Consider the following 17,844-nt stretch of genomic DNA (forward strand, 5'->3'; position numbering starts at 1 on the left):
CGGCCCGGAGTCTCCAGATGAACTTTCGCCGCGGACGTCGTACTGAGGACGTCGAGATCAATCTGATCCCGCTGATCGACGTGATGCTCGTGATCATCATCTTCCTGATGCTCACGACGACCTACTCGAAGTTTTCGGGGCTCGAGATCAACCTGCCGACCGCCGCTGCGCCGGCCGCCAAGAGCGTGCCGAACGAGATCGACGTGATCGTCACGGCGGTAGGGGATGTGATCGTCAATCGTGTGCCCGTCAGCAGCCGTGAGCCTGCCGCGATCGCCGATGCCTTGCGTCGTGCGCGTCCGCAGAGCGAGAAGGAGCCGGTCGTGATCATCAACGCCGATGCCAAGACACCGCATCAGGCGGTGATCGACGTGATGCAGGCCGCGCAGGCTGCCGATCTGCCGCAGATCACCTTCGCCACGCAGGCCAGCCAGAACTGACCGTGCGTTCTGCTCCAGGCTTCTGGAAACGCCGCGGCGTCCCCGCGGCGTTTCTCTTTCCGCTCTCGCTCCTGTTCCGTGCTGTCGTTGCGTGTCGGTGCGCGATGTTCCGCCTCGGCTGGCTGCGCAGCTATGCGGTCGGTGTGCCGGTCGTGGTTGTCGGCAACATCGCGGTGGGCGGCAGTGGCAAGACGCCGGTCGTGATCTGGCTCGTCGAGCACTTGCGCGCAGCGGGTTTTCGGCCAGCTGTCGTGAGCCGGGGCTATGGTGGCAGCGCCGAAGGCGTGCAAGGCGTCGAGCCCGACAGCGATCCCGCAGTCTGCGGCGATGAGCCGGTGCTGCTGGCGCGGCGCTCGCGCTGCCCGGTTTGGATCGGGCGCGACCGGGTTGCCGCCGCGCGGGCCTTGCGCGAAGCGCACCCGGAAGTCGATGTGATTGTGACGGACGACGGTCTGCAGCACTACCGTCTGAAGCGCGACGTCGAGATCGTCGTGGTTGATGCGCACCAGATGGGCAACCGCCTGATGCTGCCGGCGGGGCCATTGCGCGAGCCGGTGAAGCGTTTGGCGCAGGCTCACCTGGTTTTGGCGCACGGCGATATGCCACCGGCGGTGCGGGCCAAGTGCCCTCCGGCACCGGTGTATTCGATGCGCCTGTGGCCGACGGCCTTCTACCGACTGGCGGACCCGCGCCAACGGCGTTCGCCGGGCGAATTTTCCGGATTGAAGCTGCGCGCGCTGGCCGGCATCGGCCGGCCCGAGCGTTTCTTTTCGACCCTGCACGATTTCGGCCTCCACCCGGTGGCTGAAGAGGCCTTCGCCGATCACCACCCGTTCACGGCAGATGACGTTGCGCTGCGCGACGCCGATGCGCTCGTGGTGACCGAGAAGGATGCGATAAAATTGCAAGCTTTTGCGCCACGCGAAACCTGGGTGCTGCCGGTGGATGCCGACATCAGGGAAGGGGCGCTGGAGCGCGTACTGGAGCGTTTGAATGGATGCAAAACTGCTTGAAATCCTGGTCTGCCCGCTGTGCAAGGGGCCGCTCGAGTTCCGCAAGGCGGCCAACGAACTGGTCTGCAAGCCCTGCCGGGTTGCTTACCCGGTGCGCGACGGCATCCCGGTGATGCTTGAAGACGAGGCCCGCGCCTTGGGCGACGACGAGGCGAGCGCCTGAACATGGCAGCGCCTTTCCAGGCCGTGGTGCCGGCGCGCTACGCGTCAACTCGTTTGCCGGGCAAGCCGCTGGCCGACATCGCCGGCAAGCCGATGGTGGTGCGCGTGATGGAGCGTGCACAGGCCTCTGGTGCCGAGTCGGTCTGGGTGGCGACCGATCACGCCGATGTGGAGTCGGCGGTGCGTGCTTGCGGCGGCAAGGTGCTGATGACACGGCCCGAGCATCCGAGTGGCACCGACCGTCTGGCAGAAGTGGTCGAGACGCTCGGCTGGCCGGACGAGACGATCGTCGTCAACGTGCAGGGCGACGAGCCGCTGATTGACCCGGCCGTCGTTGCAGCGGTGGCGCAGGCATTGGCTGACGATCCGGATGCCGCGATCGCGACCGCCGCGCACCCGATCCATGATGCCGAAGAGTTCTTCAACCCGGCGGTGGTCAAAGTGGTGTGCGATGCGGCCGGCAATGCGATGAGCTTTTCGCGGGCACCGATCCCGTGGGCACGCGATGCCTTTGCCCGCGACCGCAGTGTCTTGCCGGTCGAACTCGGCGCGCTGCGCCACGTCGGGCTCTACGCCTATCGGGTGTCCTTTCTGCGCCGCTACGCCGCTTTGGCGCCGTCGCCGCTCGAATCGATCGAGATGCTCGAGCAGTTGCGTGCGCTGTGGCATGGCTACCGGATCCGCGTGATCACGCTTGCGTCGGCGCCGCCGGCCGGCGTGGACACGCCCGAAGACCTGGCCCGCGTGCGGGCCCATTTCGAATCTGCCGCCGGTTAGTTGGCCGGGGCGGTAAGTTCAGGGTAAGCGCGGCAGCCGATACTGGTGATTGCCGCCACACATATCAGGAGAAGGGGAGATGCGTCTGATTCTGTTGGGCCCGCCGGGTGCGGGCAAGGGTACCCAAGCCAAGTTCATCACCGAAAAATATGGCATCCCGCAGATCTCGACCGGCGACATGCTGCGCGCCGCGATCAAGGAAGGCACGCCGCTGGGCCTTGCCGCCAAGCAGGTGATGGATGCCGGTCAGCTGGTATCGGATGATCTGATCATCGGCCTCGTCAAGGAACGTCTCGCCCAGCCGGACTGCGCCAAGGGCTACCTGTTCGACGGCTTCCCGCGCACGATTCCGCAGGCCGAAGCGCTCAAGAGCTCGGGCGTGGCGCTCGACTTCGTGCTGCAGATCGATGTGCCAGATTCCGAGATCGTCACCCGCATGAGCGGGCGCCGTGCTCACCTTGCCTCGGGCCGTACCTACCATGTGGTGTTCAACCCGCCCAAGGTGGAAGGCAAGGACGACGTGACCGGCGAACCGCTGGTGCAGCGCGACGACGACCGCGAGGAAACCGTCAAGAAGCGCCTCGAGGTCTACCACTCGCAGACCGCGCCGCTGGTGAAGTACTACAGCGACTGGGCGGCGACGGGGGATGCCAAGGCGCCGAAGTACCGCATGATCTCTGGCCAGGGCAGTGTGGACGCGATCACCACGCGCGCACTTGAAGCATTGGCCTGATTGGCAATCCGGCGCGACCCGGCAAGGGTCGCGCCGTTCTCATCTCAGTCTTCCGCCTCGCGCCACCACCGGCGCAACACCGCGCTGCCACCCACCACCAGCGCCAGCGTGATCCCGACAAACAGCAGCGTCAGCCAACCGGGTCGTGTTGCGGCGTTCACGATCTGCTCGGCGAACACAGCACTCACCAATACCAGCGGCAACATGCCGATCGCGCTGCCGAAGAGGAAGTCGCGCAGGCGGATCGTGCTTGCTCCGGCCACCATGTTCACCAACGCAAAGGGCGCCACGGGCACCAGCCGCAGCGCGATTGAGCTGAGCACGCCGCGATGCCCCAAGCGCTGGCTGATGTAGCGCACGCGCGGGCCGGCCACGCGGCTGATCGCCTCCTGCCCGAGCCAGCGACCGAACAGGAAGCTCAGCGCGGCGCCGAGGCTCGCACCGCAGATGCCATACACGATGCCGAGCGTCGGCCCGAACGCCAGCGCGCAAACGAGCATCAGAATCGACAGCGGCACAGCGATCACGCAAGCCAGCGCGAAGCTGCCGACGGCTGCGGCCGGGCCAAGTTGCTGACCGAGCTGGCGAAGACCGGCCACCATGCGATTGAGGTCCAGCGTGTCGCGCAGTGGCGTGAGTTGCCATGCCAGCGCTAGCCCGATGACCGCCGCGATTGCCAGAAAGAAGCCGCGGCGGCGATGGCGCAAACGCGCGTGGTGTGCCTCGGTGGGGCCGTCGTGCATCGGTGCGCTCAATCGGGTTCGCCAAGTTCGGCGCGTAGCGCGGCGGCGAGGGCTTCCACATGGCCGACTTCGAAAACCGAGCCGTGCAGCCCGGCGATCTCGCGCGTTGCCAACGCGCCTTGGCCGAGACGCAGCCAGGGTCGGAACAGCCAACGATCCCAGTTCGCCAGACCAGACGATTTGATCAGGCAGCTGCGGCCCGCAAAGGCCTGCGGCCGGTAGTCGTGGAGGGCCATGACCTGGGCCACCAGGCCGGTGTCGGCGAACATTGCGCCGAGGCGTCGGCCGTTCATGCTGAGTTCCTGCACGTACAGGCTGCGCGTCAGCCACGCGAGCAGCCGCCAGAAGCGCGGGCGACGCAGCAGCGGGCCCGGATAGACGGTGTCGATTAGCACCAGCCCGCGTACCGTCACGCCGCGCGCCTGCAGCGTACGCGCGGTTTCCAGCGCAGCAATGCCGCCAACCGAGAAACCCGCCAGCATCACCGGCTGACGCGCATGCTGGGCGATCTTGTCTGCGTACTGCGCTGCGAGGTCGGCCATGTCGGCGAGTTTGCCGGAGGTGGGCGGCTGCAGCATGAACAGGTTGATCTCCGGGCCCAGCGCTCGTGCCAGCGCTTGCATGCGCATCAGGTCGCCATGCCCCGACGCGGCGACATACAGGGTGATGCGGCCACTCTGCTGGCCGAGCGGCAGCATCAGGCGCGTCGGGCCTGCCTCATCCTGCAGCGCCTCGGCGAGCAGCGCGACGCTGGGGTTTTCAGTCAGCATCAGCAGCGAGGCAGACTTGCCCGTCAGGCGTTGAACGCCGGCCAGGATGTCGACCGCCGCAAGCGAGTCGCCGCCGAGTTCGAAGAAGTCGTCATCGATCCCGATCCCGTGCATCTTCAACCCGGCCTCCCACAGCCGGAGCAGATCGCGCTCCAGCACTGTGCGCGGCTGGCGGATGGTGTCGCCGTGGTTCGGGCTGGCCGGTTCCGGTAGCGCGGCGTAATCGACCTTGCCGGTGCTGTTGAGCGGAAGGGTGGCGAGGATCGTGATGCCGGCTGGCAGCATGTAGTCGGGCAGGTGGCTGCGCAGATGGCGGTTGAGTGCAGCTGTGTCCTGCCCGTCGGCTGCGACCCAGGCATGCAGGCGCGGCTTGTGATCCGCGTCGACAAGGCGTACGGCCGCTTGATTCACGCCGCCTACCGCGAGCAGCGCGGCTTCGATTTCGGCTGGTTCGATGCGATAGCCGCGCAGTTTGATCTGGCGGTCGCTGCGGCCGGCGAAGTGCAGCGTGCCATCCGTCGTGAGCCAGCCGCGGTCGCCGGTGCGATACATGCGTCCGGTGGTGCGGAATGGGTCGGCTGCAAAAGCATCAGCGTCCAGATCCGGCCGGTTGAGGTAGCCGCGAGCGATCGTGTTGCCGCCAATCCAGATGTCGCCCTGGCAGCCGAAGGGCGCAGGGCGTCCCGCATCGTCCAGCACGTAAATGCGTGTGTCGTCGACCGGGTGTCCGACAGGCAGTGCGCCGTCGCCGTCCGACGCGCTGCAGGGCCAGGCCGTCGCGAAGATGCAGGCTTCCGTGGGGCCGTAGACGTTGTAGAGCCGTGCGCCGCAGGTCTCGCGGAAACGTTGTGCCAGTGCTGGCGGCAGAACGTCGCCACCGCAACACGCAAAACGCAATTGCAGGCGCGGCAGCCCGCCGGCGGCATCGACGAAGCGCCGCAGCGTGGATGGCACGAAGCTCGTGAACGTAACGCCGTGGCGTGCCGAGAATTCCGCCACCGCCTCCGGTGCCAAACGGCCCGGTGGCGGCAGTGCAACGCTGGCGCCGCAGGCAAGGGGCAGTATCAGCTCGATGAGGGCTGGGTCAAAGGTGATCTGAGTCGCCTGCGCTGAGCGATCAGTCGGGCCAATCGCCCATTCGCGAGCGAGCCATGCGATTCGCCGTGCGAGGGCGCCGTGCTCGATCATGACGCCCTTGGGCCGGCCGGTTGAGCCCGAGGTAAAGAGTACGTAGGCGAGATCGTCTTGCGCGGGCGCAGGCCACGTGGGTGCGACATTGTTGCCCGGCGAACTGGGCAGCGGCCCAAGCGCGATTGGCTGCGGATGCAGCGCGGCGATCCGCGGGCGCTCCGCCGGATCAACCAGCACCGCCACCGCTTGGCTCTCCTGCAGCACAACTGCCAGGCGCGCGTCCGGCGCGTCGACATCGAGCGGAAGGAAGGCCGCGCCGGCCTTGGCGATGGCCAATAGCGCCACGACCATGTCGGCCGAACGCCGCATGCAGACTGCAACGATCAAATTGCGTGCGGCACCGGCGCCGCGTAGCCGGGTGGCCAGCGCTTGGGCGTGGAGGTTGAGCTGGCCGTAGCTGAGGCTGCCGCCATCCCAAACCAGTGCCCGTGCGTCGGGCGCTTGGCGCGCCTGGGTTTCGAACTGCGCGATGAAGCTTGCAGGGGACACCGTTTCCAGCAGCCCGCGGTGCACGCCATCGAGCACCGCGGCACGTTCGTTGGGCGGCAGGATGTCTATCGCCGCCACCGGCAGGCTGGTCTGACGGGCGATCTCGCACATCACATGGCGGATGCGGCGGCCGAGCAGCGCAAGTTCGCCCTCCGCGAAACAGGCGGAGCTGCCTTCAAGTACCAATTCCAGATCACCGCTGTCGTCGAATTCGCATACGGTGAGCCCGAGCGGGTAGCGAGCCACGCCGGAGAAGAGCTGCCAGGAATCCACGGCAGAGGCTTCGCCGAAGCGCACCGAGTAGTCCTGCCGTTCGAAGGAAAGCAGCACGTCGAACACGCTGTCGCGATGGCTGCGGATGGCCTGCAGCTGGCGAGCGACTTCGCTTAACGGGTAGCGCGCATGGCGTAGCGCGCTACGCAGCGTGCGGCTGATGCCGGCGATCAGGCTCGCCACCGTATCCTCGGGCGTCACGCTGATCCGCAATGGCAGTACGCCGACGAACATGCCGGGCGTGCGTTTGTGGCGCTTGCCGTTGCGGTTGAGGCTGGGGACGCCGACGACGATTTCGCTCAGTCCGCGCACGCGGCAAAAATAGAGCGCAAGCGCGGCGAGGAAGACGCAGAAAGCGCTCTGGCCCGGTGCGTTGGCGGCCGCGACGATCTGCTGATAGTCGGTGCGCGGCAGCGGCAACCGGCTGAGTGTGGCGGCCGGCAGGCGAGTGTGATGGTCGGCGCGGGCGGCGCTGTGGCGTTCAAACAGCGGCGGCGGCAAGCTCGGCAGTTGCCCCGCCCAGAAGGCGCCGTCGTCGGCGAAGTCTTGCGATGCGCGATAGGCAAGTGATTCATCGATGAAGCAGCGGTAGTCGCCGTCTTCCGCCGCTGGCTGTGCGTCGCCGGCGACGAGCGCGGCATAGTGGGCCGCCCAGCGCGCCATGATCTGCGTGGTACCCCAGCCGTCCATGACCAGATGGTGAAACTGGATGACCACGCAATGCTCCGCTTCACCGGCGCTGAGCAGCGCGATACGCCACGGCGGCGGGCCGTCCAGTGCGAACGGGGTTGCCAGCGAGGCGTTCCACCATCGCTGCACTGCCTCGCGCATGGGCAGGTTCGCTGCGATCTCTGCGAAGACGAGCGCTTGCTGATGGGCTGCGAGCAGTTGTTGACCGCCCGCTGCCTGCGGCACGAGCCTCAGCACTTCGCATTCCGCCACGGTGCGATCGAGTGCAGCCTGAAGCAGCAGGCGATCGAGGCGTCCCTTGAACAGGATGCCGCCGCCGATGATCAAGTGCGGGCTGCCAGGCCACGCGCGCTGGTCGAGCCAGACTTCATGCTGGCTGAGCGACAGCGGCAGCACACCCTGCACTACAGCGCGAAGTTCTGGCGATCCCATCGTTCGATCTCGGCGCTGGCGTAGCGGTAGCCCGCCTCAGCGATCTCGCGCGCGCGGCGGTAGGCCATCAAGGGGAACTCCGCGACCGGTGGCTCAAGGTAGTAGTCAGAGAGGGCGATCGTGCGACCACGCTGGGTGAGGCCACCCATGTGGCTGGCGCGGTACAGGATGTCGCCGATGCCGGGCACCACCGGCGCGTCGGCCGACATATGGCCGCGGATCTTGCGCCAGGGTGACAGCCGTTTGACTTCGGCATCGACCTGCAGCGCTTCGCGCACGTCCACATCGACGGCGATCACGGTGCCGTTGCCGCGGCGTTTTTCGAGTTTGGTGCCGAGCCGTGTCCGCATCGCTTCGACCGGCACGTTGTCGAGTATGGCGCCGTCGACAAGCAGATCGCCGTTGAGCAGCACCGGCGGCAATAGCCCGGCCGGCGAGTTGCTGGCCAGCACGGCGCGCCATAGCGGGCCGGTGTCCTGCACCGTGGTGCAGGCCTGGCTCAGGTTGCAGGCGGCGGCGAAGTAGGGGCGCCAGAGCGCGTCGGCCGTGGCGTCGCCGAACAGGCGCCGCAACTCGCGTTCGATTCGCCGTCCGGAGAGCACCGAAATCACGGGCAGCGACGGTCGCTCGCCGGTGCGCGTGAAGCGCAGGATGTTCTCGCGGATATCGTCAAAGCCAATGCCGCAGGCGTACTGCGCCCCAATCAGGGCGCCCATGCTGTTGCCGCCGATCAGGTCGATCGGGATGTTGGCTTCTTCGAGCGCCCGTAGCACGCCCAGATGCGCGAAGCCGCGCGCACCGCCACCACCAAGCACGATGCCGGTTGCGTGTCCGGTCAGAAAACGCGCGAGGCTTTCGTGGTCACCGGGTGCGTCGTGTCGCTGGAGGTAGATCCGCTCCACCTCACGCGCCGCGCGCCACGGGGTCGGCGCGGTTGGCACGCTAGTGCCGGCTGGGTGCAATAGCACCAGATGCTGCCGCTTGTAGGTCAGCCCCGGCTCCATGCGGAGTTGTTGTTCGAGCGCGCCAACCGTCGGGGTATCGGTGCTGCGTGCAACGAAGATCACCTGGTCGGCTTGCCGCACGGCGAACTTTGTCCAGGGCGAGAGCGCCGCTTCCGCTTCGTACAGGATGAAGTCGGCCGAGACTTCCATCGCGTCCACGGTGCCAAGGCGGCGGGCGATCGCCTGATCGTCCGCGGCTTCGCCGGGCGATGGCGGGCGGAGGTGCGTGACCCGCCGCGCCGCGAACGCTTGGGCGAGGCCGCGTGCGAGCAAGGCGGCCTCCTCGCCACGATGCAGCGGGATGATCGCGAAGGCCTGCGCTCGCTTGCGCTCTGCGATCTGGGGCAGGTGGCGCAGGTAGTGGTAGATCGCTTGAGAAAAGATCTGGCTGAATACCAGCGGGTTTTGCTGCAGCAGCGTTTCGTAGTCGGCGCGGCTGAGCTCCGCCACGGTCGAGTCGCGCAAGGCCACGACGTCGGCCGTGCGCGGCTGCTGCAGGATCATGCCGGTCTCGCCGATGCACTCGCCCGGGCACAGCTCGTTGTAGAGCAGCAGATTCCCTTCCCGGTCGTTGCGGGATACCCGCAGCCTGCCGGCCAGCACGATCACGAGGCTCCCTGAGGGCTCTTTCTCGCGATAGACCACTTCGCCCGCGGCTTTGCGGACCGGTTTGAGCAGCGCGACGAGTTGCGACAGCGCCGCGTCGTTAATCTGCCCGAACAGGCGACTGCCGCGCAGGATGTCGCCGATCCGTGCCGCGTCGTAACTGGCGTCGGGCATGGCGGTTCCCGTGTGGGCGCAGGCTTAGAGGCGGACTGCGGGGTTGAGCGTGTAGCGGCCGGTGAATGAGGCCTGCGCCAGGATGTGCTTGGCGATGGCCGCGCGCGCCTCGGCGCCGCCGAAGCGGCCTTCGATCGGCACCCGATCGGTGTCGAGCGCGTAAAGCGTGAAGATGTAGCGGTGCGGCAGTTCGTCGTTCCACGGCGGGCAAGGGCCGTCATAGCCGTGGTAATCGCCCGCCATGTCGGCGTCGCCGGCAAACCAGCCGGTGTAGTCGTTGAGCCCCTGGCGGGTGTCGAGCGGGCCGGCGCTGGGTTTGCCGCGGGCCACGACCCCGTCGCTGAAGCTGCCGGCAGCGATCTCGTCAATGCCGACCGGGATGTCGATCAGCACCCAATGAAAGAAATCCACCCGCGGCAAGGTGATCGGCACGCTGCGGCCTTCCTGATTGACGTCGTCACCGCGGCTTGGGACGTCCGGATCGTGGCAGATCAGGGCGTAGGAGCGGGTGCCGGCGGGCGCGCCGGACCAGGCGAGGTGCGGGTTGCGGTTGGCCGACAGCGCGACATGGCCGTGCGTGGCCTGGACTGCGAAGGCGAACTCGCCTGGGATCGGTGCGCCGTCGCGAATGCTGTTACTCCAGAGCTTCATGGGTGCCTCCCTGGGTGTCATTGCGCCGGCGGCGAACCGCTACCGGCAGGAACTGCGAAATCCGTCCGATGCCACGTCCAGCCTCTCAAGCGCGCCGGCGGAAGTCGGCGACTCTGAAGCCGAGCGCGAACAGGGTTGCGAAGTAGATGGCCGCGCCGCCACACACCACCGCCGTGAGCCAGAGCACGCGTTGCAGGCCGTGCATTTCGAGCCAGCGTTGCTCGCCGCCCATGCCCAGCCACAACGCCACCGCCATCACCACCAGCGCACCGGCCTGCCGCATAGCAAAGCGGCCCCAGCCCGGCTGCGGTTTGAAGATGCCGCGGCTGCGCAGCCCCTGGAACAGTAGCGCGGCATTGAGCGTTGCCGCCAGGCCGATCGACAGCGCAAGCCCAGCATGCTTCAACGGCCCGATGAAAGCGAGGTTAAGTGCTTGTGTCACGCAAAGTGTCAGCAATGCGATCTTGACCGGCGTCTTGATGTCCTGCCGCGAATAGAACGCCGGCGCCAGGATCTTCACCAGGATGATGCCCGAGAGGCCTACCGCGTAAGCGGTCAGCGCCGAGCGCGTCTGCATCACGTCATTGGCCGAGAAGGCGCCATGGTGGAAGAGCGTTGTTACGAGCGGCACGGCCAGGATGCCGATACCCACCACCGCGGGCAGCGTCAGCAGCAGTGCCAGGCGCAGCCCCCAGTCGAGCAGGGCCGCGAATTCCTCGTGGTCGCCCTTGGCGTGCAGTTTGGACAGGCTTGGCAGCAGGATCGTGCCGAGTGCCACGCCCAGCATGCCGGAGGGGAATTCCATCAGGCGGTCGGCGTAGTAGAGCCACGAAACCGAGCCGGTCGGAAGGAAGGAGGCGAAGATGGTGTTGATCAGCAGGCTGATCTGCGCCACCGATACGCCCAGCGTGGCTGGCGCCATCAATTTAAGTACCCGACGCACCCCGGGATCGGACCAGTCGGGGCGGAAGCGCGGCAGCATGCCGATCTTCTTCAGTGCAGGCACCTGAAAGGCCAGCTGCAGGATGCCGCCGAGAAACACCGCCCAACCCAGTGCCAGTACGGGCGGATCAAAGTATGGCGCGGCGAATAGCGCCATCACGATGAAAGCGACGTTCAGCAACACCGGTGTGAATGCCGGCACCGAGAAACGGCTCCACGCATTCAGGATGCCGCCTGCCAGCGCGACCAGCGCCATGAAAAGGATGTACGGGAAGGTGATGCGAGTGAGTTCGACGGTCAGGGCGAACTTGTCCGCGTTCTTGGCGAAGCCCGGCGCCGAAACCAGAATCACGGCGGGCGCGAAGATCACGCCGAGCAGCGCCACCAGGGCCACGGCGATGCCGAGCAGACTTGCCACATGGTCCACCAGCGCGCGGGTGTCTTCCTCGGTGCGGCGGTTCTTGTATTCCGACAGAATCGGCACGAAGGCCTGCGAGAACGCGCCTTCCGCGAAGAGCCGCCGCAGCAGGTTGGGGAGGCGGAAGGCAACGAAGAATGCGTCTGTCGCGATGCCGGCGCCGAATGCGCGCGCGATGACAAAGTCCCGAACGAAGCCGAGGATGCGCGACAGCAGAGTCATGCCGCTGACTGTCGCAAGAGCCTTGAGGAGATTCACTGAGTTTGCCGGAGGGAAGCTAAGCAGGGGATGATAGCCACCCCCGCATGCCGCGGGCAACTTAAGTGCTTGCCTAATTAGCAGAAGGTCGTTAAAATCGCCGGCTTTCTGTACGAATACTAACTGGACGTTCCAACATGGCCAACTCGGTACAAGCCCGCAAACGCGCGCGCCAGGCGCTCAAGGCGCGAGCTCACAACGCCAGCCTCCGTTCCCGCCTGCGCACCGCGATCAAGGCGGTTCGTAAGGCCATCGACGCGGGCGATCAGGCAGCTGCAAAGCAAGTCTTCGACCAGTCGATGAGCACCATCGATTCGATCGCTGACAAGAAGATCATCCACAAGAACAAGGCTGCCCGTCACAAGTCGCGTCTGTCGGCTGCGATCAAGGCACTGGGCGCTACCGCCTGAGTTCTTGCTGATCTGGCATGAAAAACGGCTTCCCTTGGGAAGCCGTTTTCTTTTGTGCCTCGCCTTCGGCGCGGCTTAGCCTTGTTCGTCGGCGAGCGGATCGACCTGAAGGTCGTTGTCCTTCGCGAAGTTGACGAGAAAGTTGTAGGCGAGCGGTTCGAGTTCGTGCAGCCGCTTGTCGACAACCACGCACTTTTCGCCACCCAGCGTGCATCCAGGCCGCACATAGGGCGAGTAGCGCATCCGTTTTTCGGCGCCGAAGGCCGACATGATGCCGCACAGGCGGTCGGCCCAGTCGCTCGGGCGGAATTTGCGGCCCTCGCGCGTGAGGCCGACGATCACGAAACTCTCAATCGACATGGCGTGCTCCGGGGCCTGACGAGGGTTTGTGACCCCGTTGAACTGCCGGTCTGAAACGTTGTGTGGCGCGGATTCTAGCAGAGCGGGCGGGGGCGCCAAAGCCGGACGGTGGCGTATGGGCTGCAATCGGTGTTGCGGCAGAAAGTTCCATTGGGTCGACGTGATTTGACGGCTGCCGTAAAATTGAAGGTTCCTCTATGCGGCTGACGTCAGCCTGACGCGATCGCATCGAGTACTCAGAGCAACGCACCACCAACTGCATGACCAACGGGGCCGCGCGCGATACGGATCGCGGCCGAGCGAGATGATGATGGCGACTGCGCCCAGGCACTTTCTTCAGTTCAACGACTTTTCGCGTGAAGAGTTCGACTACCTCTTCGAGCGGACACGCTGGATCAAGGACAAGTTCAAGCGCTACCAGCCCTACCATCCGTTGTTCGACCGCACGCTGGTGATGATTTTCGAGAAAGCCAGCACGCGCACGCGGCTGTCTTTTGAGGCCGGCATGTTCCAGCTCGGTGGATCGGCAATCTACCTGAATACGCGCGATTCGCAGTTGGGCCGTGGCGAACCGGTGGAAGACGCCGCACAGGTCATGTCGCGCATGTCGGACGTCGTGATGATTCGCACCTTTGAGCAGGGCATCGTGGAGCGCTTCGCGGCCAACTCGCGCGTGCCGGTCATCAACGGTCTGACCAATGAATACCACCCGTGCCAGATCATGGCGGACATCTACACCTGGATCGAGCAGCGTGGCCCGATCCAGGGCAAGACCGTGGCCTGGATCGGTGACTCCAACAACGTCTGCAACACCTGGCTGCAAGCGGCTGAGGTGCTGGACTTCAACGTTCGTGTGTCGACGCCGCCGGGTTACGAGGTCGAACCCGAGCGGGCGAACCTCTACGGCACGGGTCACTTCGAGCAATTTGCCGATCCGATGGAAGCCGCGCGCGGCGCCGATCTGATTACGACCGACGTGTGGACCTCGATGGGTTTCGAGGCGGAAAACGAAGCACGGATCAAGGCTTTCGCCGACTGGCAGGTTGATGCCGACATGATGCGCGTGGCCAACCGCGGTGCGCTGTTCATGCACTGCTTGCCGGCGCATCGTGGTGAAGAGGTATCGGCAGAAGTGATCGACGGGCCGCAGAGCGTCGTGTGGGAAGAGGCCGAAAACCGCCTGCACGCGCAGAAGGCCTTGCTTGAGTATCTGGTGATGGGGCGGGTTGACGGAAAGTAAGCTGACGGAGGCTGCACCATGATCGATCACATGACCTTTCGTGTATCCGATATCGAGCGTACGAAGTCGTTCTATGCGGCGGCGCTGGCGCCGTTGGGTTACTTGCCGGCTTACGATGCGGTGCATGACGGGGTCCGGGTGCTGGGCTTTGCCTGTGACAGCAAGATCGATACCTGGTTTGTCAGCGCAGCGGATGTGACGACGCGCTGCCATCTCGCTTGGCGGGCACCGAACCGCGCTGCGGTCGACGCTTTCTACGCTGCGGCTATGGCTGCGGGGGCGCGTGACAACGGGGCGCCGGGTCTGCGCCCGCACTACCATCCGGGTTACTACGGCGCGTTTGTGATCGACCCTGAAGGTAACAACGTCGAGGCGGTATGCCACGACCCTGAGTGACAACGATTAGTCTGGCCCCCGAACGCCGGGCGGGGGCTGTGCAGGATCCTGTTCGCGCATCGGCACGCTCAGCGCGAATGGTGACCTACCCGGCCTGTATGCACCACTTTGAGCCTGCCGGTGGGTGATGCGTCGGAATCATCGAGGAACGGAAATGAGTGAAGCAAAGAAAGTTGTTCTGGCCTACTCCGGTGGCCTGGATACGTCGGTCATCCTGAAGTGGTTGCAAGACACCTACCAGTGCGAAGTGGTGACCTTCACCGCCGACCTCGGTCAGGGTGAAGAACTGGAGCCGGCGCGTACCAAGGCGCTGAAGTTCGGCATCAAGCCGGAAAACATCTTCATCGACGATCTGCGCGAAGAGTTCGTCCGCGATTTCGTTTTCCCGATGTTCCGTTGCAACACCGTGTATGAAGGCGAGTACCTGCTCGGCACTTCGATTGCACGCCCGCTGATTGCCAAGCGCCTGATCGACATCGCGCGCCAGACCGGCGCTGACACGATCTCCCACGGTGCGACCGGCAAGGGCAACGATCAGGTCCGTTTCGAGCTTGGTGCCTATGCGCTGATGCCGAACGTCAAGGTCATCGCGCCGTGGCGCGAATGGGATCTGCTGTCGCGCGAGAAGCTGCTGGCTTACGCCGAGAAGCACGGCATCCCGGTCGAGATGAAGCACAAGAACGGTGGCGCGCCGTATTCGATGGACGCCAACCTGCTGCACATCTCGTTCGAAGGCCGCCATCTGGAAGACCCGAAGAACGAAGCTGAAGAATCGATGTGGCGCTGGACCGTGTCGCCGGAAGCGGCACCGGACGCGCCCGAGTACGTCGATCTGGAATTCGAGCGCGGTGACGTCGTGGCGATCAACGGAACCCGCCTTGCCGCACACGAAGTGCTGGCCAAGCTCAACGAGCTGGGTGGCAAGCACGGCGTTGGCCGTCTGGATCTGGTCGAGAACCGCTATGTCGGCATGAAGTCGCGCGGCTGCTATGAAACCCCGGGAGGCACGATTCTCCTCAAGGCGCACCGTGGCATCGAGTCGATCACGCTCGATCGCGAAGTGGCGCACCTGAAGGACGATCTGATGCCGCGCTACGCCAGCCTGATTTACAACGGCTACTGGTGGGCGCCGGAGCGCCGCGCGCTGCAGGTGCTGATCGACCACACGCAGACCAACGTAAATGGCTGGGTGCGCGTGAAGCTCTACAAGGGCTCGGTGTCGGTCGTGGCGCGTGATTCGAAGGACACGTTGTTCGATCAAACCATCGCAACTTTCGACGACGATGGCGGCGCATACAACCAGGCGGATGCAGGAGGTTTCATCAAGCTCAATGCTTTGCGTATGCGAATCGCGGAAAATGCGCGTCGCAAGCGCGGTGCCTGAGCTTTGAAGTAGTGCGGGCCGCCTTAGGGCGGCCCTTGCGTTTCAAGGCCGCGCTCGCTGCCAAGAGCGGTGGAACCACCCCGCCGGGCAGCGTCAGACGGATTGATCCCCCGAATTGACCCCCTAGATTCGTTCAAGAATGAGGCGCAGCATGATCAAGAAAATCGGTGTCCTGACCAGCGGTGGCGATTCGCCCGGCATGAACGCGGCGATCCGCGCGGTGGTGCGCGCGGGCCTGTCCAGCGGGCTTGAGGTTTACGGCATTCACGATGGTTACCTCGGCCTGCACCAAGACCGCATCGAGAAGCTCGAGCGCTACAGCGTGTCGGACGTCATCAACCGTGGCGGCACCTTCCTCGGCTCTGCCCGCTTCCCGGCCTTCAAGGAAGAGTCGGTGCGTCGCGAGGCGATCCAGAACCTGAAGAAGCACGCGATCGATGCGCTGGTCGTGATCGGCGGCGATGGCTCCTACATGGGCGCCAAGAAGCTGACCGAAATGGGCTACCCCTGCATCGGCTTGCCGGGCACGATCGACAACGATATTGCCGGTACCGACTTCACGATCGGCTTCGACACCGCGCTGAACGTGATCCTCGAAGCGATCGACCGCCTGCGCGACACCTCCAGTTCGCACAAGCGCATCTCGGTCGTCGAGGTGATGGGCCGCCACTGTGGTGACCTCGCGATGTCGGCCGCGGTGGCCGGCGGTGCCGAGTTCGTGGTGGTGCCAGAGCAGCCGTTCGACAAGGCGTCGCTGCTGTCGCAGATCGAGGCTGGCATCGCTCGCGGCAAGCGCCATGCGCTGGTCGTGATCTGCGAGCATGTGACCGATGTGAACGCGCTGGCCAAGGAAATCGAAGCACGTACCGAACTGGAAACCCGTGCCACGATTCTCGGCCACATCCAGCGTGGTGGCTCGCCGACCGCGCGCGATCGCCTGCTCGCAAGCCGCATGGGCGCATTTGCCGTCGAACTTCTGCTGCAGGGGCACGGTGGCCGTTGCATCGGTCTGCAGCACAACGAGATGGTGCATCACGACATCATCGACTGTATCGAGAACATGAAGCGCCCGTTCAACCAGGAACTGTTTGATCTGAGCGCCAAGCTGTTCTGACGCGGTTTTGCGCCAAGAAGAAGCCGCCTCCGGGCGGCTTTTGTCTTTTTGGCGTTGCGCGAATTGTCAGCGTGGTGTCAGGCCAAGTTGCTGAAATGTAGGCGATTTTCTTATTGTGCGGTGCGGGCGCGCTGGGTAAAATCACGCGCTCTGGTATTTGTCCAAAGCCGGTTCATGGAGCTTGGGTTTGGACAAATCCCATAATCAGAGAGCCCATGGAAACCGTCACCCTGTTCGGCCTGACCGTTGCGCAGTTTGAAGACTTGTCGCTCAAGTTCTTCCTGACCGCGCTGATCGCCTACATGTTCTTCATCATCTGGAATCTTGCGCGCGAGTCGAAAGCGGGCAAGGTTGGCACTGCAGTGCTGTTTTTTGCGCTTGGCACCGGCATGTTCGGTTTCATGGCAAAGTCGGTGATTGCGAAGGTGCTGGGCATCGAGTAATTCGCATTCCGCAGGACGACGAGAGGCCACGGCTATAATCCGTGGCCTTTTTCATTTCCAGCTCAATTCGGAGAGTCTGATGTCTGCAGCGGATCAGTTCGACGGCGTGTCGGTCGTCAAGAAAGCCAATGTCTACTTCGATGGCAAGTGCGTCAGCCACACGGTGCAGTTCGCCGATGGCACGCGCAAGTCGGTCGGTGTGATTCTGCCGTCCAGCCTGACCTTCAACACCGGCGCGCCGGAGATCATGGAAGTCATCGACGGGCGTTGCCGCGTCAAACTCGCCGGCGCCACTGCTGCGGTGGAGTACGTGGCAGGCCAGTCTTTCAACGTGCCGGGCAACAGCAGCTTCGATATCGAAACGCTGGACACCCTGCATTACGTCTGCCACTTCGGCTGACGGCTTTGACCGCTCCGCGCAACGCGGAGCGGGCGGCGCTGCCCGGGCGCGCTTAACGCTGCTCGGCGCCGCGGATCGTGACGGCCGGCAGCGGTAGCGCGTGCCGGTCGTCGATCGCACCGGAAAACTGCACGCTCTTGATGTTGGCGACCGGGAAGGCGAGCACCGTGCTCTCGGTTTCCACAATGATCCATGGGCTTTGCAGGAAGCGCTCGATACCAACCTTCTTGCCCGCTTCCGATTCGAGTTGTTCCGGGAAGGTGAAGGTTTCCTTCTTGCCGTCGATGAACTCGATGACCATGTAGCGTAGTGCCATGCTGATGCCTCCCGG

Annotated in this window: 19 protein-coding genes; 12 read left to right on the forward strand and 7 right to left on the reverse strand. The window is 64.8% G+C overall.

Going from position 1 to position 17,844, the window contains the following annotated elements:
• Nucleotides 1-17 precede the first annotated feature (17 nt).
• The 5 genes from JY500_RS07415 (at nt 18) to adk (ending at nt 3,125) form a co-directional block, all read left to right on the forward strand.
• On the forward strand, nt 18-440 hold the full coding sequence (locus JY500_RS07415; RefSeq protein WP_172204225.1) for an ExbD/TolR family protein: 423 nt from the start codon (nt 18-20) through the stop codon (nt 438-440).
• Between the two features lie 2 nt (nt 441-442).
• Nucleotides 443-1,453, forward strand: coding sequence for a tetraacyldisaccharide 4'-kinase (gene lpxK / locus JY500_RS07420; RefSeq protein WP_206255788.1), 1,011 nt, complete (start codon nt 443-445; stop codon nt 1,451-1,453).
• Nucleotides 1,434-1,616, forward strand: a complete 183-nt coding sequence (locus JY500_RS07425) for a Trm112 family protein (RefSeq protein ID WP_206255790.1) — start codon at nt 1,434-1,436, stop codon at nt 1,614-1,616. The genes lpxK and JY500_RS07425 overlap by 20 nt, the downstream gene beginning before the upstream one ends.
• 2 nt (nt 1,617-1,618) lie before the next feature.
• Entirely contained in the window at nt 1,619-2,392 is a 774-nt protein-coding gene (kdsB, locus tag JY500_RS07430; protein ID WP_206255792.1) for a 3-deoxy-manno-octulosonate cytidylyltransferase, read from the forward strand.
• 79 nt (nt 2,393-2,471) lie between these two features.
• Nucleotides 2,472-3,125, forward strand: coding sequence for an adenylate kinase (adk, locus tag JY500_RS07435; RefSeq protein WP_206255794.1), 654 nt, complete (start codon nt 2,472-2,474; stop codon nt 3,123-3,125).
• Between the two features lie 44 nt (nt 3,126-3,169).
• Here the strand turns inward: adk and JY500_RS07440 are convergent, their stop codons facing one another.
• The 5 genes from JY500_RS07440 to murJ form a co-directional block, all read right to left on the reverse strand.
• Nucleotides 3,170-3,868 carry a TVP38/TMEM64 family protein gene (locus tag JY500_RS07440; RefSeq protein ID WP_206255795.1) on the reverse strand — a complete coding sequence of 233 codons (699 nt, stop codon included), beginning with the start codon at nt 3,866-3,868 and terminating at the stop codon, nt 3,170-3,172.
• A gap of 8 nt (nt 3,869-3,876) precedes the next feature.
• Entirely contained in the window at nt 3,877-7,713 is a 3,837-nt protein-coding gene (locus JY500_RS07445) for a non-ribosomal peptide synthetase (RefSeq protein WP_206255797.1), read from the reverse strand.
• A complete protein-coding gene (locus tag JY500_RS07450; protein ID WP_206255799.1) occupies nt 7,686-9,497 on the reverse strand; it encodes a cyclic nucleotide-binding and patatin-like phospholipase domain-containing protein in 1,812 nt (603 codons plus the stop codon). The genes JY500_RS07445 and JY500_RS07450 overlap by 28 nt, the downstream gene beginning before the upstream one ends.
• A gap of 24 nt (nt 9,498-9,521) precedes the next feature.
• Nucleotides 9,522-10,148: a YbhB/YbcL family Raf kinase inhibitor-like protein gene (locus JY500_RS07455; RefSeq protein ID WP_206255800.1), complete on the reverse strand. Its 627-nt coding sequence runs from the start codon at nt 10,146-10,148 to the stop codon at nt 9,522-9,524.
• An 85-nt stretch (nt 10,149-10,233) separates the two neighbouring features.
• Nucleotides 10,234-11,766, reverse strand: a complete 1,533-nt coding sequence (murJ, locus tag JY500_RS07460) for a murein biosynthesis integral membrane protein MurJ (RefSeq protein ID WP_172204243.1) — start codon at nt 11,764-11,766, stop codon at nt 10,234-10,236.
• A gap of 137 nt (nt 11,767-11,903) precedes the next feature.
• Here murJ and rpsT point away from each other — a divergent pair, with 137 nt between their 5' ends.
• Nucleotides 11,904-12,176: a 30S ribosomal protein S20 gene (gene rpsT, locus JY500_RS07465; protein WP_172204245.1), complete on the forward strand. Its 273-nt coding sequence runs from the start codon at nt 11,904-11,906 to the stop codon at nt 12,174-12,176.
• A gap of 75 nt (nt 12,177-12,251) precedes the next feature.
• Here the strand turns inward: rpsT and JY500_RS07470 are convergent, their stop codons facing one another.
• Nucleotides 12,252-12,536 carry a DUF3579 domain-containing protein gene (locus JY500_RS07470; protein WP_172204247.1) on the reverse strand — a complete coding sequence of 95 codons (285 nt, stop codon included), beginning with the start codon at nt 12,534-12,536 and terminating at the stop codon, nt 12,252-12,254.
• A 310-nt stretch (nt 12,537-12,846) separates the two neighbouring features.
• Here JY500_RS07470 and argF point away from each other — a divergent pair, with 310 nt between their 5' ends.
• The 6 genes from argF to ppnP all read left to right on the forward strand — a co-directional run bounded on the left by argF (nt 12,847) and on the right by ppnP (nt 17,513).
• Nucleotides 12,847-13,776 (forward strand): ornithine carbamoyltransferase, encoded by a 930-nt coding sequence (gene argF / locus JY500_RS07475; RefSeq protein WP_172204249.1) that lies wholly within the window; start codon nt 12,847-12,849, stop codon nt 13,774-13,776.
• A gap of 18 nt (nt 13,777-13,794) precedes the next feature.
• Nucleotides 13,795-14,172, forward strand: coding sequence for a VOC family protein (locus tag JY500_RS07480; RefSeq protein WP_172204251.1), 378 nt, complete (start codon nt 13,795-13,797; stop codon nt 14,170-14,172).
• Nucleotides 14,173-14,326: 154 nt separating this feature from the next.
• Complete coding sequence (locus tag JY500_RS07485; RefSeq protein WP_172204253.1) at nt 14,327-15,556, forward strand: argininosuccinate synthase; 1,230 nt, start codon at nt 14,327-14,329, stop codon at nt 15,554-15,556.
• Between the two features lie 151 nt (nt 15,557-15,707).
• Nucleotides 15,708-16,670: a 6-phosphofructokinase gene (gene pfkA, locus JY500_RS07490; RefSeq protein ID WP_172204255.1), complete on the forward strand. Its 963-nt coding sequence runs from the start codon at nt 15,708-15,710 to the stop codon at nt 16,668-16,670.
• Nucleotides 16,671-16,885: 215 nt separating this feature from the next.
• Nucleotides 16,886-17,113: a DUF2788 domain-containing protein gene (locus JY500_RS07495; RefSeq protein ID WP_172204257.1), complete on the forward strand. Its 228-nt coding sequence runs from the start codon at nt 16,886-16,888 to the stop codon at nt 17,111-17,113.
• Between the two features lie 79 nt (nt 17,114-17,192).
• Nucleotides 17,193-17,513 carry a pyrimidine/purine nucleoside phosphorylase gene (gene ppnP, locus JY500_RS07500; RefSeq protein WP_172204259.1) on the forward strand — a complete coding sequence of 107 codons (321 nt, stop codon included), beginning with the start codon at nt 17,193-17,195 and terminating at the stop codon, nt 17,511-17,513.
• Nucleotides 17,514-17,565: 52 nt separating this feature from the next.
• Here ppnP and JY500_RS07505 read toward each other — a convergent pair whose 3' ends face one another.
• Nucleotides 17,566-17,829, reverse strand: coding sequence for a hypothetical protein (locus JY500_RS07505; RefSeq protein ID WP_206255802.1), 264 nt, complete (start codon nt 17,827-17,829; stop codon nt 17,566-17,568).
• Nucleotides 17,830-17,844: the final 15 nt, after the last annotated feature.

Origin of the sequence: Niveibacterium microcysteis, assembly GCF_017161445.1 — a bacterium.
Classification (GTDB): domain Bacteria; phylum Pseudomonadota; class Gammaproteobacteria; order Burkholderiales; family Rhodocyclaceae; genus Niveibacterium; species Niveibacterium microcysteis.